Annotated in this window: 16 protein-coding genes; 11 read left to right on the top strand and 5 right to left on the bottom strand. The window is 33.8% G+C overall.

Annotated features, from left to right (window positions below; all coding sequences use genetic code 11):
- The first annotated feature begins 102 nt into the window (after nucleotides 1-102).
- Together ACA31_RS11860 and ACA31_RS11855 are read left to right on the top strand one after the other, a co-directional pair.
- Nucleotides 103-1,464 (top strand): gluconate:H+ symporter, encoded by a 1,362-nt coding sequence (locus tag ACA31_RS11860; RefSeq protein WP_057513527.1) that lies wholly within the window; start codon nucleotides 103-105, stop codon nucleotides 1,462-1,464.
- Nucleotides 1,465-1,485: 21 nt separating this feature from the next.
- Nucleotides 1,486-2,505: a zinc-binding dehydrogenase gene (locus ACA31_RS11855; protein WP_057513526.1), complete on the top strand. Its 1,020-nt coding sequence runs from the start codon at nucleotides 1,486-1,488 to the stop codon at nucleotides 2,503-2,505.
- Nucleotides 2,506-2,619: 114 nt separating this feature from the next.
- Here the strand turns inward: ACA31_RS11855 and ACA31_RS11850 are convergent, their stop codons facing one another.
- The gene (locus tag ACA31_RS11850; RefSeq protein ID WP_057513525.1) at nucleotides 2,620-4,209 is read right to left on the bottom strand and encodes an L-lactate permease; all 1,590 of its coding nucleotides are present in this window, start codon (nucleotides 4,207-4,209) and stop codon (nucleotides 2,620-2,622) included.
- A 422-nt stretch (nucleotides 4,210-4,631) separates the two neighbouring features.
- Between ACA31_RS11850 and ACA31_RS11845 the strand changes: the two genes are divergently transcribed.
- The 4 genes from ACA31_RS11845 (at nucleotide 4,632) to nagB (ending at nucleotide 10,312) form a co-directional block, all read left to right on the top strand.
- Nucleotides 4,632-5,885 carry an MFS transporter gene (locus ACA31_RS11845; protein ID WP_057513524.1) on the top strand — a complete coding sequence of 418 codons (1,254 nt, stop codon included), beginning with the start codon at nucleotides 4,632-4,634 and terminating at the stop codon, nucleotides 5,883-5,885.
- Between the two features lie 525 nt (nucleotides 5,886-6,410).
- Nucleotides 6,411-7,442 carry an ornithine carbamoyltransferase gene (gene argF, locus ACA31_RS11840; RefSeq protein ID WP_057513523.1) on the top strand — a complete coding sequence of 344 codons (1,032 nt, stop codon included), beginning with the start codon at nucleotides 6,411-6,413 and terminating at the stop codon, nucleotides 7,440-7,442.
- Between the two features lie 474 nt (nucleotides 7,443-7,916).
- Entirely contained in the window at nucleotides 7,917-9,455 is a 1,539-nt protein-coding gene (locus ACA31_RS11835; RefSeq protein WP_057513522.1) for a PTS transporter subunit EIIC, read from the top strand.
- Nucleotides 9,456-9,589: 134 nt separating this feature from the next.
- Nucleotides 9,590-10,312, top strand: coding sequence for a glucosamine-6-phosphate deaminase (nagB, locus tag ACA31_RS11830; RefSeq protein ID WP_057513521.1), 723 nt, complete (start codon nucleotides 9,590-9,592; stop codon nucleotides 10,310-10,312).
- A 260-nt stretch (nucleotides 10,313-10,572) separates the two neighbouring features.
- Here nagB and ACA31_RS11825 read toward each other — a convergent pair whose 3' ends face one another.
- The 4 genes from ACA31_RS11825 to ACA31_RS11810 form a co-directional block, all read right to left on the bottom strand.
- The gene (locus ACA31_RS11825) at nucleotides 10,573-11,796 is read right to left on the bottom strand and encodes a NupC/NupG family nucleoside CNT transporter (RefSeq protein WP_057513520.1); all 1,224 of its coding nucleotides are present in this window, start codon (nucleotides 11,794-11,796) and stop codon (nucleotides 10,573-10,575) included.
- Nucleotides 11,797-11,805: 9 nt separating this feature from the next.
- The gene (locus ACA31_RS11820) at nucleotides 11,806-12,717 is read right to left on the bottom strand and encodes a pseudouridine-5'-phosphate glycosidase (protein WP_057513519.1); all 912 of its coding nucleotides are present in this window, start codon (nucleotides 12,715-12,717) and stop codon (nucleotides 11,806-11,808) included.
- Entirely contained in the window at nucleotides 12,701-13,810 is a 1,110-nt protein-coding gene (locus ACA31_RS11815) for a carbohydrate kinase (RefSeq protein WP_057513518.1), read from the bottom strand. The genes ACA31_RS11820 and ACA31_RS11815 overlap by 17 nt, the downstream gene beginning before the upstream one ends.
- Before the next feature lie 382 nt (nucleotides 13,811-14,192).
- Complete coding sequence (locus tag ACA31_RS11810) at nucleotides 14,193-15,392, bottom strand: ROK family protein (protein WP_253721395.1); 1,200 nt, start codon at nucleotides 15,390-15,392, stop codon at nucleotides 14,193-14,195.
- A gap of 157 nt (nucleotides 15,393-15,549) precedes the next feature.
- Between ACA31_RS11810 and ACA31_RS11805 the strand changes: the two genes are divergently transcribed.
- From ACA31_RS11805 to ACA31_RS11785, 5 genes are all read left to right on the top strand, one after another.
- On the top strand, nucleotides 15,550-16,878 hold the full coding sequence (locus tag ACA31_RS11805) for a PTS sugar transporter subunit IIC (protein ID WP_057513516.1): 1,329 nt from the start codon (nucleotides 15,550-15,552) through the stop codon (nucleotides 16,876-16,878).
- A 13-nt stretch (nucleotides 16,879-16,891) separates the two neighbouring features.
- The gene (locus ACA31_RS11800) at nucleotides 16,892-17,788 is read left to right on the top strand and encodes a DUF7916 family protein (protein ID WP_057513515.1); all 897 of its coding nucleotides are present in this window, start codon (nucleotides 16,892-16,894) and stop codon (nucleotides 17,786-17,788) included.
- A gap of 30 nt (nucleotides 17,789-17,818) precedes the next feature.
- Complete coding sequence (locus ACA31_RS11795) at nucleotides 17,819-18,139, top strand: PTS sugar transporter subunit IIB (protein ID WP_057513514.1); 321 nt, start codon at nucleotides 17,819-17,821, stop codon at nucleotides 18,137-18,139.
- Nucleotides 18,140-18,149: 10 nt separating this feature from the next.
- Entirely contained in the window at nucleotides 18,150-18,470 is a 321-nt protein-coding gene (locus ACA31_RS11790) for a PTS lactose/cellobiose transporter subunit IIA (protein ID WP_057513513.1), read from the top strand.
- A 241-nt stretch (nucleotides 18,471-18,711) separates the two neighbouring features.
- On the top strand, nucleotides 18,712-20,655 hold the full coding sequence (locus tag ACA31_RS11785) for a BglG family transcription antiterminator (RefSeq protein ID WP_057513512.1): 1,944 nt from the start codon (nucleotides 18,712-18,714) through the stop codon (nucleotides 20,653-20,655).
- Nucleotides 20,656-20,659 lie beyond the last annotated feature (4 nt).

Here is a 20,659-nt window from a genome sequence, read left to right as displayed (position 1 = left end):
TCCTTTATATGATATACCATTTCATAATGTGGAATAAACATAAAACTTAAAATTTATATTTGTAAGTGAATATGTTTTTAATAATAAAAGGGGCGTGTTGATGTGTTTGGGGAATTTTGGCCATTAATCAGTGTTGTATTAGGCGTCATCGTACTATTAATTTTAATTATTAAATTTAAAATTAATGCATTTATATCTTTAATTGTGACATCCATTTTTACTGGTATTATCTTAGGTATGCCATTAAATGAAATAGTTGAAACAGTTGAAACAGGTATGGGTAGTACTTTAGGAAGTGTAGCAATTATATTCGGTTTAGGCGCAATTTTAGGTAAACTACTTGCTGATGGAGGAGGAGCAAATAGAATTGCGGATACACTTATAGATAAATTTGGAGAGAAATATATCAAATGGGCGATGATTTTAGCGTCATTTATTATTGGTATTGCATTATTTTTTGAGGTAGGGCTTGTATTATTAATACCATTAGCGTTCACAATTTCTAAGCGTTTAGGCGTATCACATATGACTATTGGTATACCAATGGCTATTGCATTATCAGTGACACATGGCTTTTTACCACCTCATCCAGGACCAGTTGTCATAGCAAAAGAATTAAATGCTAACTTAGGGCAAGTGCTACTTTATGGCATGATTATAGCCATACCTACAGTTGCTATTGTTGGTGGTTTGCTTGTGAAAATGTTACCTAAATTATCACCAAGTGCGTTCACTAAAAAAGTAGATATGACAAATATAATTTCTCAGGTATCTATTGAAGAAAAATATCGTCCAGGATTTGGCATTAGTGTACTTACTGCATTATTACCTGTTATTTTGATGTTATTTGCGACAATTGTCCAAATGGTTACAGGACACCAAGATAGTGCGACAAATCAGTTTGAAAGTATTACTTACTTTATCGGTAATGCACCAATTGCAATGCTAATATCATTACTTTTTGCAATATATTCAATGGGTGTACGCCGGAATAGAAATATGAATGAGATTATGGAAAGTGCAAAATCTGGAATTATTCCTATTGGGATGATGTTACTTATCTTAGGGGCAGGTGGTTCATTTAAAGAAATATTAATCGATGGCGGTGTTGGGAAAACAATTGAGCACATGTTTGTTGGTTCGAGTATGTCTCCAATACTCTTAGCGTGGATTGTTTCGTCATTACTACGTATTGCGCAAGGTTCAGCAACGGTTGCCGCTATATCAACTACAGGAATCGTCTTACCGCTACTACAAGCGACAGATGCTAACTTAGCATTAGTAACTTTAGCTATTGGTGCAGGTAGTATTATTTTTTCACATGTTAATGACACTGGTTTTTGGATTTTTAAAGAGTACTTTGGTTTAACGATAAAGGAAACATTTTTAACTTGGTCGTTATTAGAAACCGCTATATCCGTGTGTGGATTAGTGTTTGTTTTAATTTTAAATATGATTGTTTAGCAGGAGAGGAGTATGTAAAAAATGAAAGCTGTATATATAAATGGTAAAGAGGATATTGTCATACGTGATATTGATGCAATTAATGAAAATATTAATCAAGATAAAGTGTTAATTGAAGTGAAATATGTAGGTATCTGTGGTTCGGATTTACATTATTTATCTGAAGGTATAAGTGGAGCAGCAGTGATACGAGAACCATTAATACCTGGTCATGAATTAAGTGGTATCCTACTTGAAGAAATGAAGTACAAAGGACAAACATTGCCTGAAGGCACTAAAATAACTGTGCATCCAGCAACTTACGGTGAGGAAATTGAACGTTTGCCTCATAATCCAGAGGTTTGGCCAAACGGTTCATACTTAGGATCAGCAAGATATTTACCACATAAACAAGGTGCCATGGTTGAAAAAATGATAGTAGATAAAGCACAAATACTACCATTACCTCAAAATGTATCTTTAAAGAGCGGTGCATTAGCTGAACCACTAAGTGTAGGAATGCATGCAATTAACTTGGCCGGAGGTGTTAAAGGAAAAAGAGTACTTGTTTCTGGAGGAGGACCCATTGGTTTGCTTGCGGCAGGTGCAGCTTATACTGTAGGTGCAGAAAGTGTAACGATTACAGATATGTTAAATGAACCTCTGGAACGTGCTAAAGACTTAGGGGAGATTGATACACTGAATATAAAAGATAAAGATGTACCAGCAGATTATTATGATGTGGTATTAGAATGTTCAGGTGCAACACCAGCTGTAACAACAGCTTTTAAAGCTGTTAATATTGGAGGAACAATCATTCAGGTAGGTAATATAGAAAATGAAAAAGCTTCTATTAATATAGGGACAATCAATGTAAAACAAGTAACATATCGAGGTTGTTATAGATTTAATAGTGAGATAGAAGACGCATTAAAAGTTTTAGATGAAAATGAAAAAATAGAGAATGTGGTCACACAGACTTATAGTATTGAAGACTTTAAAGAAGCGTTTGAAATTGCTAGAAATTCAAAATTTTCATCTAAAGTAATGATAAAATTATAAGTTTTATCAGTGAATAAATTTATGGAATTTGTAGCATTAAAAAAGAATATATAAAAACAGACTAAATGCTTTGCTTAGCACTTAGTCTGTTTTATTTATTAAGTTCTAAATAAATTAGAAGAAAAATAGTGTGAAGATATATGCACTAATACCAGCGAGTGCACAATATAGGAGGGCAGGCGCTAGTGTTTTTCTAATTACGCTACCTTCTTCACCTGGCATATTTACCACGGCACACACTGCAACAACATTATGAACACAAATCATATTACCTGCAGCGCCACCAATAACTTGTGCAGCTAATACAGTAAATGGCTCAGCACCAATTGCGTTTGCGATATTCATTTGAATTGGTGAGAACGTAAGTGTTGATACTGTTGCGCTTCCTGTAATAAAGGAACCTAAGGCACCTAAGAACGGAGCAACAAATAACCAAATTGGACCTAAATATTTTGACATAGCATTAGCTATATATTCAGGCATACTAATTAAGTCATTAGTATTCATACCAGAGTTAATGAACACATGAACCATTGCGAGTGTCGCAATAAGCGTAATACCAGTTATTTTTATCGTACTCAAGGATTCTGCACTAGCTTTAGCTATATCTTTAAATGGTTTTTTCTGAATGAGTATCGCAAATATTGCGGATAGTATTAAGATAGTTCCGGGTGAATATAATATTTGCCATTCTGATGAAATCTCTTCAAAATTCATTATATTAGTCCAAGTTAGATCTAAAACATTTGTTGTGAAATCTTTAATAAACGGTACCGTTCTTGTTAGTAGTAATAAGACAACTACCATTAAATACGGTGCCCAGGCAGTAAGTAAACTCATTGAGTGCTCAGATTCATCTGCTATGTATGAGTCATCTAATCCATCTTTCCACTCAGTCTTAGGCAATAACCAACCTTTACTTGCAGTTACAACTGCTACTATAAGACCAGTTAGTGAACCTAAAATTGCAACGAACTCTGCGCCAAATAAAAATGCATAGGCAAATGCTGATCCAGCATAAACAATGCCAATTAAAGCAAGCCACGGTAACATTTCAAGTATGGATTTCAATTTGTTTTTCTTACCAAAGAAAACAACTAAAGTAATGATTACAATAATTGGAATGAAAATACCACTTAATAAATCTAATGTAGTAATACGTTCAGCAGTAGATTGGAAGAATGCACTGTCAGCATCTTTCAATGTACTCAATCCTACAAGCACAGGCGTACCAACCGCACCGAATGATACGGCAATGCTATCTGCGATTAATGCAGATACTACAGCAATCATTGGTCTGAAACCTAAAGCTACCATTAATGGTGCTGTAACCATTGCAGGTGTACCAAACCCAGATGCACCTTCAATTAGTGAACCAAATAAGAATGCGACGATAATCACTTGGACACGCATATCTCCAGATATTTTCTGGAAGCCTGCATTAATACGATTTACAGCCCCAGTTTGTCGTAATGTATTAAGTAATACAAGTGCACCGAATAAGATATATAGAATCGTAAACGTTTTATGTGTACCTTGTAATAATGAAGCAATTACCACATTACCTTTCATACCCCAAACAAATATTCCCAATAACGTAACAACAATTGCACTGATTATCATACCTTTTAAAGCTGACATACGAAGTAGCACTAAAAAGATAAACGGTACAATTACTGCACTTAAAGCAATTAATAACAGCATATATTTTAACCCCTAACTTACAAAATTAATATCATCCAGTCATATGATGATTAAATCATAATTATTGTAAACGTTTTCAAAATAAAAATCAATCTTCTGTAATTAATATATAACTTAAATAAATTATTAAAAGTATCAAAAAAATCTGTGTTTATTTAATAAACTTCTATAGAAGAGCCAATTATACTAAAATTATCTATAAATAATCATTAATCGAAAGAAAACGAAAGAAAACAAAAATAAATTTGCGTTATTAGAAAAAATACAATAATATGAAGATAATATTTGAAAGCGTTTTCCTAAAGGTTAAATATGAAAGGTAGCAACTGAATTTTATTTTTATCACTCAGGTTTTTAGTATATTTTGTAATTGTATAAGTAGCCATAAGTTATCAATTTAATTACATAGGGGTGTGTTAAATATGAATGAAAAATTATCGAGAATGGGTATGCCACCAACCTTATTATGGGGATACATCGGCGTATTAATCTTTATGATGGGTGATGGATTAGAACTTGCTTGGATAAGTCCTTATCTTCATGATCACGGTCTATCCGTTCAACAAACTGCAATTTTAACGACTTGTTATGGTGTGACGATTGCAATTGGATCTTGGTTTTCAGGCGTCTTGGTCGAAATTATTGGACCGCGTAAAGTTATGTTATTAGGCACAGGGTTGTATATTATTGGCCATAGTATATTCGTAGGATTTGCAATACCTACAATGAATTATGAATTAATGATTCCGTCGTATGCCATTCGAGGATTTGGTTATCCGTTGTTTGCTTATTCATTTTTAGTGTGGGTCGCTTACCGTTCACCTCAAAAACGATTAGGTGCTGCTGTAGGTTGGTTCTGGTTTGTATTTACAGGTGGTTTAAGTGTGCTTGGTTCGTTCTATTCTTCTTTCGCAATTCAATGGTTTGGTCATGTGTTCACTTTATGGACAGCCATTATATGGGTGCTTATTGGAACATTTTTAGCAGTATTTGTAAACAGAGATCAATTTGAAATAGAAGAAAAAGGGCATAGCGTTAAAGAACATGTAAAAGAAATGGGCGCTGGAATTACGATATTAAGAAGAGAACCTCGTGTCGCAGTGGCATGTATCGTAAGAATTATTAATCAAGCAGCACAATATGCATTTCCATTGTTCTTGCCGATATATTTAGCATCCAAAGGTATTGCAACAACGACTTGGCTCAATATATGGGGAACAATTTTTATCGCAAATATTATATTTAATTTAATATTCGGTGCTTTGAGTGACAAGATTGGTTGGAAAAATACAATTTCATACATCGGTGGCATTGGTTGTGCCGTATTCACATTAGGATTATATTTTGTACCAGAATTATTTACAGGTAATGTATTTGTTATAGGTACTGTAGGGTTTTTATGGGGCATGTGTCTAGCAGGATTTGTTCCAATTTCTGCGCTTGTACCTTCGCTTGTAGGTGATGGTGACAAAGGGCCAGCGATGGCTATACTAAACTTAGGTGCAGGGTTATGTGTATTTGCTGGACCTGGGTTAGTAGCGTTATTCTACGATAGTATTGGCGTAAAAGGCATGATGTACTTAATTTTCGGATTATATGTAGCAAGTGCAATTATGACACGCTTCTTAAAAACGCCTGAAGAGCGTGCGAAAATTAGTAAGAAAGAAGCAACGTAATCGTAAAAACATGTAGTAAAAAATAAATATTTATTATTAAAAGAGTCCCATTCTATTTTGGAAATTAGAATGGGACTCTATTACTTTATAAAGTAATTATGCAATAGTTTTGAAACGGAGTGTAAATGAATGGTTTGTTTTTCTTAGAAACTGCCAGAAACAAATTGTACAACGATTTGTTTGATTACAGCTACAATTTCATTTAACAGAACAAATCACCTCCGTCAATTAAGTATTTCAACGTTATTGTAGTACAAAAAATAGTAAAATGTGTATTCATGCATAACTCAAAAAACAAATTTCACAAGTGCTATGTATTAAAAATTCACAGTGCATAAATGTTTTGGAAAATTGCATAAATGTTAAATTAATTCGTTTGAATTAGTGATGTTTATCAAATGATAAGAGATAATATTTTGAATTAAAATTTAATAATATACAGTGTTAAGTATATTTATACTTGTTTTATGTGTTAATTACGTATATTATGTATATAAATCTTATAAAAATATTGGAGTGATGAAAATGGGGTTGAACACAACAGCTTTAAATAAGTTACAAGTTTTTAAAGGGGAACACTTTTTGAAAACGTGCGATTTTTCAGCAGAAGAATTGAATACATTGATAGATTTTACTGGAGAGTTAAAGGAAAAGAAAAAACGTGGGATCCCTCATCCTTACTTAAAAGGAAAGAATTTAGCGTTACTCTTTGAAAAACCCTCTACAAGAACACGTTCAGCATTTAGTGTTGCCGCGTATGATTTGGGCGCTTATCCAGAGTATTTTGGCCAAGGAGATATTCACTTAGGTGTGAAAGAATCTACAGCTGATACTGCAAAAGTATTAGGTAGCATGTATGATGGCATTGAGTTTAGAGGTTACCATCAAAAAGATATAGAATCTTTAGCTGAAAATGCTAATGTACCAGTTTGGAATGGCTTAACGAATGAGTGGCATCCAACGCAAATGATTGCAGATTTCTTTACGTTAAAAGAAAATTGGGGAACTCTAGAAGGCAAAACATTAACTTATGTAGGGGATGCTAGAAATAATGTAGCACATGATTTACTTATCACTGGAGCTATATTAGGCGTTAACGTACATATTGCTGCACCCAAATTTTTACAACCTGATGAAGCAATTCAAAAGTTAGCTAAGGGTTATGCTGCACAATCTCAGAGTGTAATTTTAATTACTGATGATGTGAATACAGCAATTTATCAAACAGATGCTATCTATACAGATGTATGGTTATCAATGGGTGAAGACCAATCTGTTTTGGAAACGCGTATTAATGAATTATTACCTTACCAAGTGAATGAATCAATGTTATTGAATACGATGAATCCTAATGCAATCGTCTTACATTGTTTACCAGCATTTCACGATTCAAACACTGAAGTAGGACAACAGATTTATGAAAAATATGGTTTATCTGAAATGGAAATCACGGACGATGTATTTCAAGGTGAGCACGCTGTGATATTTGATCAAGCTGAAAATAGATTACATTCTATAAAAGCAATTATGGCAGTGACACTAGGAGATATATTTTAAATAAGGGTGAATGATGAACTTCAGCGTGTATTTTATAGTGAGAGAGAGAATACATGACTTAGACTCAATTGTTATAGCGCTCTAGCCGATATGATTCTGTTGTCTAGTCAGTCTTGTAAGGAGGGTCAAAAATCAAATTTTAAATTTTGATTTCTGACTCTTCCTATTTTTTGCACGCTTTCTGAAGTCATATAATTTAGTCTCCAGCTAGTACGATTTACCGCAAAACTGGGCCAAAAGACTGCTCTGAATCTTTTAATAGGACTACGTGGGTTGTAGAAGTAACCTAATGGATCAAACATATTACTTCATGAATAAAGAGAACTGCTATTTAAATGAATGAATCATGATTTATAATAAAGGGCTTACATAAAACGAGCTATATCCTTTGAAAATTTTTTTCATAATGATGAATTATATTGATTATCATTTTCTTTGCTTGTATATTTATGGTAATTAGGAGGTTAATCAATTATGAGTAAGCTATTTGAGAAAGCGCAACAGTTTGGAAAGTCCTTTATGTTACCTATTGCGATTTTACCAGCTGCAGGTTTATTGTTAGGTATTGGTGGCGCATTAAGTAATCCAAATACAATCAAAGCATATCCTTTATTGGATATTGAACTATTACAAAATATATTTATATTGATGTCATCTGCAGGTAATATTGTCTTTCAAAATTTACCTATCATTTTTGCAGTAGGTGTTGCGATTGGCTTAGCCAAAAGTGATAAAGGAACAGCAGGTTTAGCTGCCATGTTAGGGTTCCTCATTATGAATGCTTCAATGAATGGTTTGCTAATTATTACAGATACATTAGCAGATGGTAATTTAGCTAAAGTAGGGCAAAGTACAGTTCTTGGAATACAAACAGTGGAAACAGGCGTATTTGGTGGTATTATAACCGGTATCATGACAGCGCTTTTACATAATAAGTTCCACAAAATAGTCTTGCCAACCTATTTAGGCTTCTTTGGAGGTTCGCGTTTTGTACCGATTATCACAGCATTAGGATCTATTATATTAGGCGTCGTGATGTTCTTTATTTGGCCAACTGTTCAAGGGTGGATATTTGGTGTTGGAGGACTTGTAGATAAAACAGGAGTGATTGGTACATTTTTCTTTGGTTTTATTTTAAGGCTTTTGGGACCATTTGGTTTACATCATATTTTTTACTTACCATTTTGGCAGACAGCTCTAGGTGGTACTTTAGAAGTGAAAGGGCATATTGTACAAGGTACACAAAATATCTTTTTTGCTCAATTGGGTGATCCTGATGTTACTAAATATTATTCAGGTGTATCAAGATATATGTCAGGTAGATTTATTACTATGATGTTTGGTTTATGTGGTGCAGCATTGGCAATTTACCATACTGCAAAACCAGAACGTAAAAAAGTCGTTGGCGGATTAATGTTATCTGCAGCATTAACATCATTTTTAACAGGAATTACAGAACCATTAGAATTCAGTTTCTTATTTGTAGCACCGGTACTTTACGTAATACATGCCTTTTTAGATGGTTTAGCATTTATGCTCGCAGACATATTTAATATTACGATTGGGCAAACGTTTAGTGGTGGCTTCATTGATTACCTATTATTTGGAATATTGCAGGGCAACGCTAAGACGAATTTCTTATGGGTAATTCCAATAGGTATCGTTTGGTTTTTCCTTTATTATATTATATTCAGATTTTGTATAACGAAATTTAATTTCAAAACACCTGGACGTGAAGAAGGAGAAGCGGCTGAAACAGTAGAAGCAACTGATCGTGCTAAAACGATTATTCAAGGTCTTGGTGGTAAAGAGCATATTGATGTCGTTGATTGTTGCGCAACAAGATTAAGAGTTACTTTAAAGACTGATAAAGAGGTTGATAGAAAAGTATTAGAGTCGACCGAAGCAAGAGGCGTGATTCAGAAGGGGAATGGCGTTCAAATTGTTTATGGGCCCCATGTCACTACGATTAAAAATGAAGTGGAAGAACTATTAGATAGTGAACAGTCATAAACAGGCGTATAATGGTATTGTATGCGAGATTCATTTTATATTAATTTGATAAAAAATAGATAATTATGTAATATAGGTTATTAAATGTTAATTATTAAAATATATAGTGATATTAGAAAGAATGGGGTAGAAATATGAACGTTATAAATTTGAAAGATCGCACAACAGCGAGTCAATATGTTGCTATAGAGCTTTTAAAACAAATAAATTCGCAACCTAGTGCAGTCTTAGGTCTTGCTACGGGAAGTACAATGATTGATATCTATAAATACTTAGCAGAATTAATTAATATTAATCACACAGAATTAAATGAAGTGGTGACATTTAATTTAGATGAGTATGTTGGGTTAGCCGCAGATCACGAACAAAGTTACCATACTTATATGAAAGAGAATTTATTCAAACATAATCGTACTTGGAACGAGGACAATATTCATTTACCTAAAGGTGATGCTGAAGATGTAGGAACAGAATGCATAGCTTATGAACGATGTATACAAGACGCAGGGCCAGCAGACATTCAAATTTTAGGTATCGGTGAAAACGGACATATTGGGTTTAATGAGCCATTTTCATCATTTGAAAGTGAAACACGAGTAGTGAATTTGACGGATTCAACAATCAAAGCAAACAGTCAACACTTCGATCATATTGAAGATGTACCTAAACAAGCTATTTCAATGGGCTTAGCATCTATTATGAGTGCGAAACGCATTATTCTGATAGCTTTTGGAAGTAATAAAAAAGAAGCAATCCAACAATTAATGGATGGTAAAGTGTCAGAATCACTTCCTGCTTCAATATTGCACCAACATTCAAATGTAGAAGTTATCGTAGATGACGCAGTATTAAATTAAATTAATAAAAACCGATATAACTTTGTATTGGTTCAAAGTGCCAATAAAGTCTCCGGATTTGTTGGCATTTTTTTGTGTGCGCTTTCCGCGGGTACAGGCCCATCCTGTATGCTTCAGCTAGTGGTTTTTCCTCTGGAGTCGACTCAAGTCACTGCCATTTTCTACACATTGCTTAAATAATAAGAGACCTGGATCAATAGTCCAGGTCTCCAGAATTTAGTGGATTTACAAGTAGGTTTAGATAAATATTACAAACTTATTTATAAAACTAATCCAATGATTGATGCAGAAATGATGGACGCAAGTGTAGCGCCAAGTAATAAGCGAAGTGCAAATGATGCGATTTTATTTCCTTGGTCACTACTAATTCCTTTGATTGCGCCAACGATAATCCCTACAGTACCAAAGTTAGCAAAACTGATTAAGTAAACTGAGATAATACCTTGAGTACGTGTCGTCAATTCTCCTGATAATTTTTGGAAGTCTAACATTGCGACAAATTCATTAGTTATTAACTTTGTTGCCATAATAGAACCGGCTTGAACAGCTTCATGCCATGGCACACCAATAATAAAAGCAATTGGAGCAAATACATATCCAATGAGTTTTTTGAAATTGAGACCAACGAGATCAAATATTATAGTTATAGCTTCCATTATAGAGATGAAAGCTAGTAACATAATAGCCACCGTAATAGCAATCTTAAAACCATCGATTGCACTATCACCAATCATTTGGAAAAAAGGAACCTTAGTTTGTTGAGAGGATGGTTGGTTACTATTGTGACTTGATCTATTTTTATTAATTGAAGTTGTCAATGCTACGTTTTGGTTGTCAGATTCATATGGATTGATAATACTTGCTACGACTAATGCACTAAATATATTAAGCATCACTGCAGTTACCACATATTTTGGTTCAATCATTTGCATATATGAACCAAGCATTGCCATACTGACGGCACTCATAGCAGAGGTAGCAATCGTATATAATTTTGCACGGGATAGTTTGGGTATCATATCTTTAATTGTTAAAAATACTTCTGGTTGACCGAGCATGGATGTCGAAATTGCAAAGTAACTTTCAAGATATCCCATGTGCGTTATTTTATTGATGATTATTCCAACATATTTAATGATAAAAGGAAGGATTTTGAAGTAATTTAATATACCAATTATTACAGATATAAATACTAATGGCAGCAAAACGTTTAAGAAGAATGTGGAACCATCTTCGTTCTGTAAATCCCCAAACACAAAGTTTATTCCAGCATTACTGATATTGATTAGGCTCTCGAAGAAGGTTCCTAAAGTTGTTAAAGTGTTCAAACCTATAGTTGTGTTCATCATGAATAATACAATGATAATTTGAATAGCTAACATAATAGCAGGTTTTTTAAAATTAATGTCTTTTCTGTTAAAACTAAATAGAAAAGCTATGAACAAAGCAAATGAAATACCGGTAAAGGTAAATAAAATTGACATATATATCACCTACATTTGAGTGAAAGCAACTGCAATTTTAGCTCCTACAACAGCATTGTTTTCAACAAGTTTTATATTTGTTTCTAAACTCTTACCGTCAGACTTTTCAACGATTTTACCTAAGAGAAAAGGTGTGGAATCTTTTCCTCTTATACCTTGTGCTTCTGCTTCTTTTACAGCGTCTTCAATTATTACATCGATATAAGATTTAGCTAACTCATATTGCTTAGGCACAGGATTGGCAATTACGATACCGCCAGACAAGTCTAAATCACATTTTTTCTTGCAAATGCGCGCTACAGCATCAGGTGTGGCCGCAGAACTATTTAATTTAATACCACTTTCTCGAGTGAAGAATGCAGGTAATTCATCTGTTTGATAGCCAATTACAGGAACCCCTTTAGTTTCGAGATATTCCATTGTTTTTGGTAAATCTAATATAGATTTTGCGCCAGCACAGATCACTGTGACGTTTGTTTGGCCCAGTTCTTCTAAGTCTGCTGAAATATCCATGGTATGTTCAACACCTCTATGGACGCCTCCAATACCTCCAGTAACGAAGAACTGGATGTCAGCTAACTCAGCACAAATCATTGTGGATGCTACAGTAGTTGCTCCAATTTGTTTAGCTGCAATTATTTCTGCTAAATCACGACGAGATACTTTAGCTACATTGTCACTATTGGCGAGTAATCTGAGTTCATCTGATTCTAAGCCGATTTTAATTTTGCCATTCATTAAGGCAATGGTGGCAGGTACAGCGCCATTATCTCTTATAATTTGTTCTACTTTTTTAGCCATTTCAACATTTTGTGGATAGGGCATGCCATGTGAAATAATCGTTGATTCTAGTGCTACTATAGGTTTGTTGTTTGCTTTACCTTGCTGTACTTCTTTTGAAAATTCAATGCATTTTGCCATTTTTATATTCCTCCAAGTCTCTAAATAATTGTTTTTTATCTAAATTTTGGCGAACAGTATAATTCGTTTCGATTGTTTTGCGTGCGTTAATCATACCTGCTGTAAGTATGCTGTCCATATCTAAATCATTGAGCCAACTAAATACGACTGCACTAGAAAAAGAATCTCCTGCACCAGTTACATCTACAACTTTGTCTGATGGCATAATCGGTTTGATAATTTCTTGAGTGGAATTTCTATATATAAGTTCATTAACCCCATTAGTAATAATGACATTCGAAACACCTAAATCATTCCATCTTTTGGCTGCAGTTTTTAGATCATTTGTATTGTTGATTTTCATTTTTAAGTAGGTTTCTGTTTCATCACGATTAATAATGAGCCAGTCGATAGCGTGTAAAGAATCGGGCATGTTTTTCATTTTTGGTGATGACACAGGTATAACGACTAAGTTAATGTTATGTTTTTCTGAGTATGCACATAGAAAATCAATAGCGTTTTTACTGAGGTTTAAATCTACGACGATACATTTCGCTTTAATCAATAAGTGAGCTCTTTTTATCAAGAATTCAGGGGTAATGTACTCATAAACTTCCATATCTGCTAAGCCATATGTCATATTGCCTTCGTTATCAATTAGGGCAGTATAGGAACCTGTATTTGCATTTTCAACCTGTTGTACATGGTCTAAATTCATAAATGGACTAGATAATTTATGAATCATATCCCACTCGCTGTCATTACCACTAGTTGACAAGAAAGCAACAGTTTCACCCATACGACCTAAATTCTCAGCAATATTGCGTGCAACACCACCTATAGATCTTGTAGAAGTGACAGGATTTGAAGTTTCCAATTGCAATTCAGAATGAACATAAAATTTTCTGTCCAAATTGGCGGCACCAATGCAAACGAGTGGATAGTCTTCATTGAGAACGTAAGCTTTTCCTAATACATACTCTTTGCGAATTAAACCTGAGATGATGTTTGCAACACCTGGCCTGGATAAACCAATGGACTGAGCTAATTCTTGTTGAGAGATAAAAGGATTCTCTTGAATACGATTGAGGACCTCTCGTTCATTTTTATTCATAAGATCAACCTCCTTTTTCTGCAAGTTAAACATAAGTTTAAAACTAAACATTTGTTTAATTAGATAAAACTCTAACATGTAATATTACATTTGTATACGCTTACATATAAAAGTTACGAAAATTGTTACAATTAAAAAAGAGATTAATTGTAGGTGAATTAGTAAGAAAAAGCTTTAGAGTAATGAATCGAATGGTGTTGTAAAATATGAAATTATTGTGTGATTTAACAATATTGAAAATTAATTTCAGAAATTGTAATAATATGTATATTAATGAAAAACACGAAATTTTCGAGTGCTTAAAAATAAGCGTAACAACAGGGAAATACGTTATTTAAAACGAATTTCCTTGTTTATAAAATGTTATGAAATTATGTACTTTTTATAATTCGGACCAAATTAAATGTTGGTGAATGGCAAGGGCACACGCACCTTTTGCACCATTAATGGGGTGATAAAGTTTCATTTGAAAATCAATTTCATCTAATCCATCGTATAAGTTTTGGTAATTCAAATATTCTTTTAAAATTACATCTGTAATATCATTGTTAAATAATGGACCATGCAAATAAATTTTATTAGTATCTACTAACATGGTTAAATTATTGAGCGTAATTGCAACTGCACGCATAGCATCTTTAATAATTTGTACGACGCCACTATCACCTAAATGATACGCTTCTATAACAGTATCTAAGGTTATATCATTTGAATCTACTACTAAACTTGTGAGATAGGTACTTTGAGCACTTCTATAAATGACTTTAGCTTTATTTATAATATTCATGCCACCTAAATAGTTTTGTAAGCACCCTCTACGACCACATTCGCAGCGCTCGCCGTCTGGATGGATAATGGTATGTCCGACTTCCCCTACAGAAAAATTAGAAACGCCATATAAATTACCACGATACATACTAGATGAAAAAATCCCTTTTACAGCATGAAAGAAAATGAAATTTTCGCCATCATTTTCTGATGTGAGTAAATGTTCATATAGGCTCATACAATGGACGTTATTTTCTAAAAATACAGGCAGGCTAATACAAGAAAGTAAATGTTTCAAATCAAAGCCGGACCAATCACCATTAGAAGCTATTTGTTGAGAAATTTCATCAAAGTGACCTGGTAAAGCAATGCCAACTGCTTGAATATTATAAGATGCATGTTGTTTTAAGAAATGATTAAGTTCTTTCAATATTAAGCTTGAGGTAATTTTTTTTGAGAATTGTGTTGCAGTAATATCGACCATATTCTGATCAACGATATTACCAAGATTATCAGTTAAACATAACGTTACAAAATCTCTGGCTAATTCAATACCAACATAGTAATTATATTTGTTACAAATTGTAAGTAATATTTTTTTGCGCCCTGACGTTTTTTTAGTATCGATATCGTAATTATCAACTTCAATATCTGTAGATTTAATGAGCTTATCTTGTATTAGTTCTGCAGTTACTGCAGTTGTTGTTGCTGGCGTTATACCTGTGTTTCGTGCTATGTCAACCCTTGATATAGGGCCGCGTACGTATATTTCATTTAAAATTTGACCACGTATAATACGCTGTTTATTTGTCATGTTTGCTTTCATTTTTATCACCATAATTTCTTAATACTCTTATTATTATATTAAAAATAAGAAGTTGCAACTATATTGACACTTAATTGATTATAAATTATAATTAATAACAACATTGAAAGCGTTTTCAAAATCGAGTCTACGATGGGGTGTTGATGTGAGTAAATTTAATGATGCATTAGAAAAACATTTGTTGCCAGTCGCTTCTAAATTGGGATCTAATAAAATTTTAATTTCAATGAGGGATGGAATTATCGTTGCTATGCCTTTGATTATTATTGGTTCCTTATTTTTAGTAATCAGTGGTATTGCGATACCAGGCTGGATAGAGTGGTTAGAAGCACAGGGAATTCAACCATATTTAATGAAAGCAGTGAATGGCACATTTGGATTAATGGGGTTAGTTGCAAGTTTTGGTGTCGCACATAGTATTGCTCGGCAATACAATACAGATGGGGTTTCAGCCGGTATTATTGCGATGTCAGCATTTTTAGTTGTCACACCGAATGTAATGACTGGGGATAAAGTTCCTGAAGAGGCAATACCTCAAATATACATGGGAAGTCAGGGCTTATTTGTTGCACTTATTATTGGTATTATTTCAGGGTTAATTTTTCAGTGGTTTATCAATAGAAACATTAGAATTAAAATGCCAGATCAAGTACCACCAGCAGTCGCACAGAGTTTTAGTGCGTTAATACCTGGTGCAGCTATTATCATATTATGGCTTGCTGTATATATAGCGTTGGATAACTTACCGTTTGGCAACATTCATGAATTGATTGTTAATACATTAGGGGTACCGTTAAGTCTAATGGGGGGCAGCTTAATCGGTACCATTATCTTAGTTGGTCTTAATAGTGCATTTTGGTTTGTCGGTATCCATGGTGCAAACGTAGTAAATGCAGTTATGCAACCAATTTGGTTGAAAAATATTGATGAAAACCGTCTAGCATATCAAGCCAATCCACATGGAGACTTACCGCACATCATAACGCAGCCATTCATTGATAACTTTGTATTTATGGGTGGCGGTGGTTCAACGATAGGACTAGTCATCGTAATTGCGATATTAGCTTTTAAAAAACGTTCTAGTAAAATCACAAAAACGATGGCGCCACTTACACTAATGCCAGGGATATTTAATATTAATGAACCAACATTGTTTGGCTTACCTGTTGTACTTAATGTGAGATTAATTATTCTATTTGTATTAGCACCAATGATTAATGCGACAATAACTTATTTTGCAATGTCGAGTGGTCTTGTACATCTTACAAATGGTACAGCGATGCCATGGACGATACCACCTATCATCAGTGGATTCTTAGCGACAGGGCATTATAGTGGTTCATTGGTTCAAATTGTTTGTATCATTATCGATATTTTACTCTATTACCTATTTTATAGAGCGATGGAGAAATATAATTTATATTTAGAAGATAAAGAAGCGAACGGAATAAAAGAAACGGAAGAACCAAAATAAAGGAGTAGATGATATGGTTAAGAGATTATTAAGTGCTAATGCTTCAGAAATAGTGAAAATGACGGCCAAAGAATTAAAACAAAGTATTAAAGCAAGTGATGGTCGCGTAGTTTTAGCAGAGAATGTTGTTACACGTACACCAGTAATACCAGACATAACAAATGCAGAACTTTCACGTGCATTCGGAGCAGATTTGATTTTATTAAATGGATTAGACGCGTTCAATCCTAAAGTAGAAAATATAGACGAGAAAAAACATGTCATTAAAGAATTAAGACGTCTTGTTGCAAGACCTATAGGCGTTAATTTAGAACCAGTAGATGACCAAGCGAGCATGGCAGAAGAAAAATTAAATATTGCTAAAGGACGCCAAGCAAATCCGAAAGCAGTAAAAGCTTTAGAAAAATTAGGCATAAATTTTATTTGCATGACAGGTAACCCAGGTACTGGCGTATCTAATGAAAAAATTGTTGGTGCAATTGCTGAGACAAGAGCAAACTTTTCGGGATTAATTATAGCGGGAAAAATGCACAGTGCAGGTGTAGATGAACCTGTAATTACTAAAGCATATGTTGAAAAATTTATTGATGCAGGTGCCGATATTATTTTAGTACCATCTATTGGTACAGTGCCAGGATTTGATGAAGCACAATTAAAAGACATAGTGAAAGCAGTTCATCATCATGGTAGTTTAGTCATGTCAGCGATAGGTACAAGTCAAGAGAGTTCTGACGCCAGCACAATTAGAGACTTCGCAATTCGAAATAAAATATGCGGTGTGGATATTCAACATATCGGTGACGCAGGATATGGCGGTTTAGCTCCTGTAGAGAATATTTTCGAATTAAGTAAAGCAATACGTGGACAACGCCACACATTATCAATGATAGCGAGATCAATTAACAGATAGGGTATGATATTTATAAATGGAGGGATTTATATGGCAGAAAAAACAATAATGCTCGTATGTGCAGCTGGAATGAGTACAAGTATGTTAGTTCAGAAAATGCAAAAAGAAGCAGAAAAACAAGATTTAGACCGTGAAATATTTGCAGTTTCAACGACAGAAGCTGATCAGAAAATTGAAGATGCTCAAGTAGATGTTTTGTTATTAGGACCACAAGTGCGTTTTAAAAAAGATGAATATACTAAAAAAGGTGCAGAAAAAAACATACCCGTAGAAGTCATTGAAATGACAGATTACGGTACGATGAATGGCGCAAACGTATTAAGCGCTGCTGAACGTTTAATGAGTGAATAGGGGTGTGTTTATGTCTAAAGAAGAGGGAAATTTAGAATTTGCAATGTCGCTCATTGCTTATAGTGGTGATGCTAAAAGTCATGCGATGGAAGCGATATTTGCAGCTAAAAAAAGTGCGTTTGATGAAGCGGAAGCGAAGCTGAAACAAGCTGAAGAGGCTTTGCTTGAAGCACATCATGTACAAACGAATATGTTAACAAAGGAAGCACAAGGTGAACACATCAATTTAACGCTGTTAACGGTGCATAGTCAAGATCATTTAATGACAGCTATTACTTTTAAAGATATTGCTCAGGAAATGATAGATTTATATAAAGAAGTAAAAAAATAATTTTATGGATTGTTATGCTATTGAATCAATGTCAGAAAAAGATGTAAAAGTTTAATTACTTTTACATCTTTTTTATTTAAAATATAAATAAAAAGGTATCAAATTTGGTCAATGCATTTTATAATTTGAAAATAGTAATTTTTATTTAGATGTGCAACTTTTCGGATTGTGAGACGAAATAGATTACACATCTACGTTTATGAGAAAGCGGTTACAATAAAATTGTAAGGAGGTTGCTGATGTGTTAAGCAAGAGACAACATCATATATTAACGTACTTACTTGAACGTGAAGCCTTTGTTCAAATTCATAATTTAGCAACGCAGTTCAATGTATCTGAAAGAACAATTCAATATGATCTTGAATACATTGAAACTATGGAAGATAAGTTAGATTTAACGATACATCGGAATAAATATGATGGGATAAAGATTACAACAACAGCGCCTCAGCTGGCAACATTAGAGCCAAAATATACAGGGACATCGCTGCATTATTCAAAGAAAGAACGCATATTATATATCACTTTGAAGTTGTTTGAATCGATTGAACCCACATCATCCCAAGTATTAGCAACTTTGGTTTCAGTAACACGACGTACGATTGTTGAAGATTTAAAAAATGTTCAATCTTGGTTAGAAGAAAATGATTTGTTTCTTGAGTACAAGAAAAATAAAGGATTTGTGATCCAGGGTGAGGAAAATGATTATCGTAAAGCCTATGCCACACGTGTACATGAATATTTTCAAACCCACACACATCACATGGGACATCAACTTTTTTCGAATAAAGAGTTAGAACAAATTCGTTTAACAGTAACTTCTATATTATTAGATGCGAAGTATCAGTTGGTTCAAAGTGCAATTGATGGATTGATTTATCACATTTTAATTGCCCTTCATCGTACAAATGAACATTTCTCCTTTGACATACCTGATAAGGAGTACGAAAAGCTCTCTAAAACAGAGCAATTTCATATTGCGTTTAAAATTAAAGAAAAATTGGAAGATATTTTTCAAATTGAATTTCCAAAAAGTGAGTCAGCATTTATTACTTTACATTTATTAGGTGCTAAAACGTCAGAAGTGAATGAACTCAATCAACAAATAGACGATTTAGAGATATTAACAGAACAATTGATTGAACGTATGAGTGGCGAGTTAGGATTGGATTTAATGTCTGATAGCAAATTAGAAAATGGTTTAATCGTACATTTGAGACCTGCAATTCATCGATTGAAGTTTGATATGACGCATGCGAACCCTTTAAATAAGGAGATTCATGCACAGTATCACCATATTATAAAGGGAATCAAAAGGCACGTATGGGGCATTGAAGAAAATTACCAAATCCACTTTACGGATGATGAATTATCGTATATCACGTTGCACTTTGCTTCTGCGATAGAACGTATTTCAGCAGTGACAACGAATGCTATTAAAGTCATGTTACTTTGTGGATCAGGTATAGGAACCTCACAATTATTAAAAAGTAGGATGCGTCATATTTATCCAGAATTAGAAATTGTAGATGCATATTCTATATATGAAATAGATGAAGTAATGCTAAAACATGAAGGTATTGATTATATAATATCTACTGTCCCTTTTGAACAAGCAAGTGTACCAGTAATCAGGGTTTCACCATTTTTAAATAAAGACGATCGAAAGCAATTAAATGAAATTATTAACCATTCGAGAGAACGATATGTAAATGATGTCAAAGGGTTAGGACCAACGTTACAAGAAGTGTTACCACAATCTCGAATATTGACTGAACAGCCGACACTTTTAAGAAATGATGCAATTAGACAATGCGTATTACCGCTTGTAAATGACCAAATCGTAGATGAGGCCTATGCTGTTGACATTATTGAGCAATTAGATGCATTTGGACCATATATGGTGATTAGTCCTCATATTGCATTGATTCATGCTAATCATAAGCATGTTAAACAACCTGTAGGTTTCAGTTTAGTTCATTTTAAAACGGGTGTGACCTTTAGTCATCATCAATATGATCCAGTGCATATCATTATTACATTAGCTACGGAACAGCCGCAGATACATTTAAATGCTTTGCGACAATTTAGCGAGCTAATCATGGATGAAGCAACGAGAGCAACACTGTTTTCTGGAAATATAGCAGGTATCATGTCATGTATTCGTGATGTAAGTCAACATTAAAAAG

This window comes from Staphylococcus sp. NAM3COL9 (assembly GCF_001431205.1).
Classification (GTDB): Bacteria; Bacillota; Bacilli; order Staphylococcales; family Staphylococcaceae; genus Staphylococcus.
The sequence above is the reverse complement of the archived record's forward strand: the minus strand, read 5'-3'. Positions and strand labels throughout refer to the sequence as shown.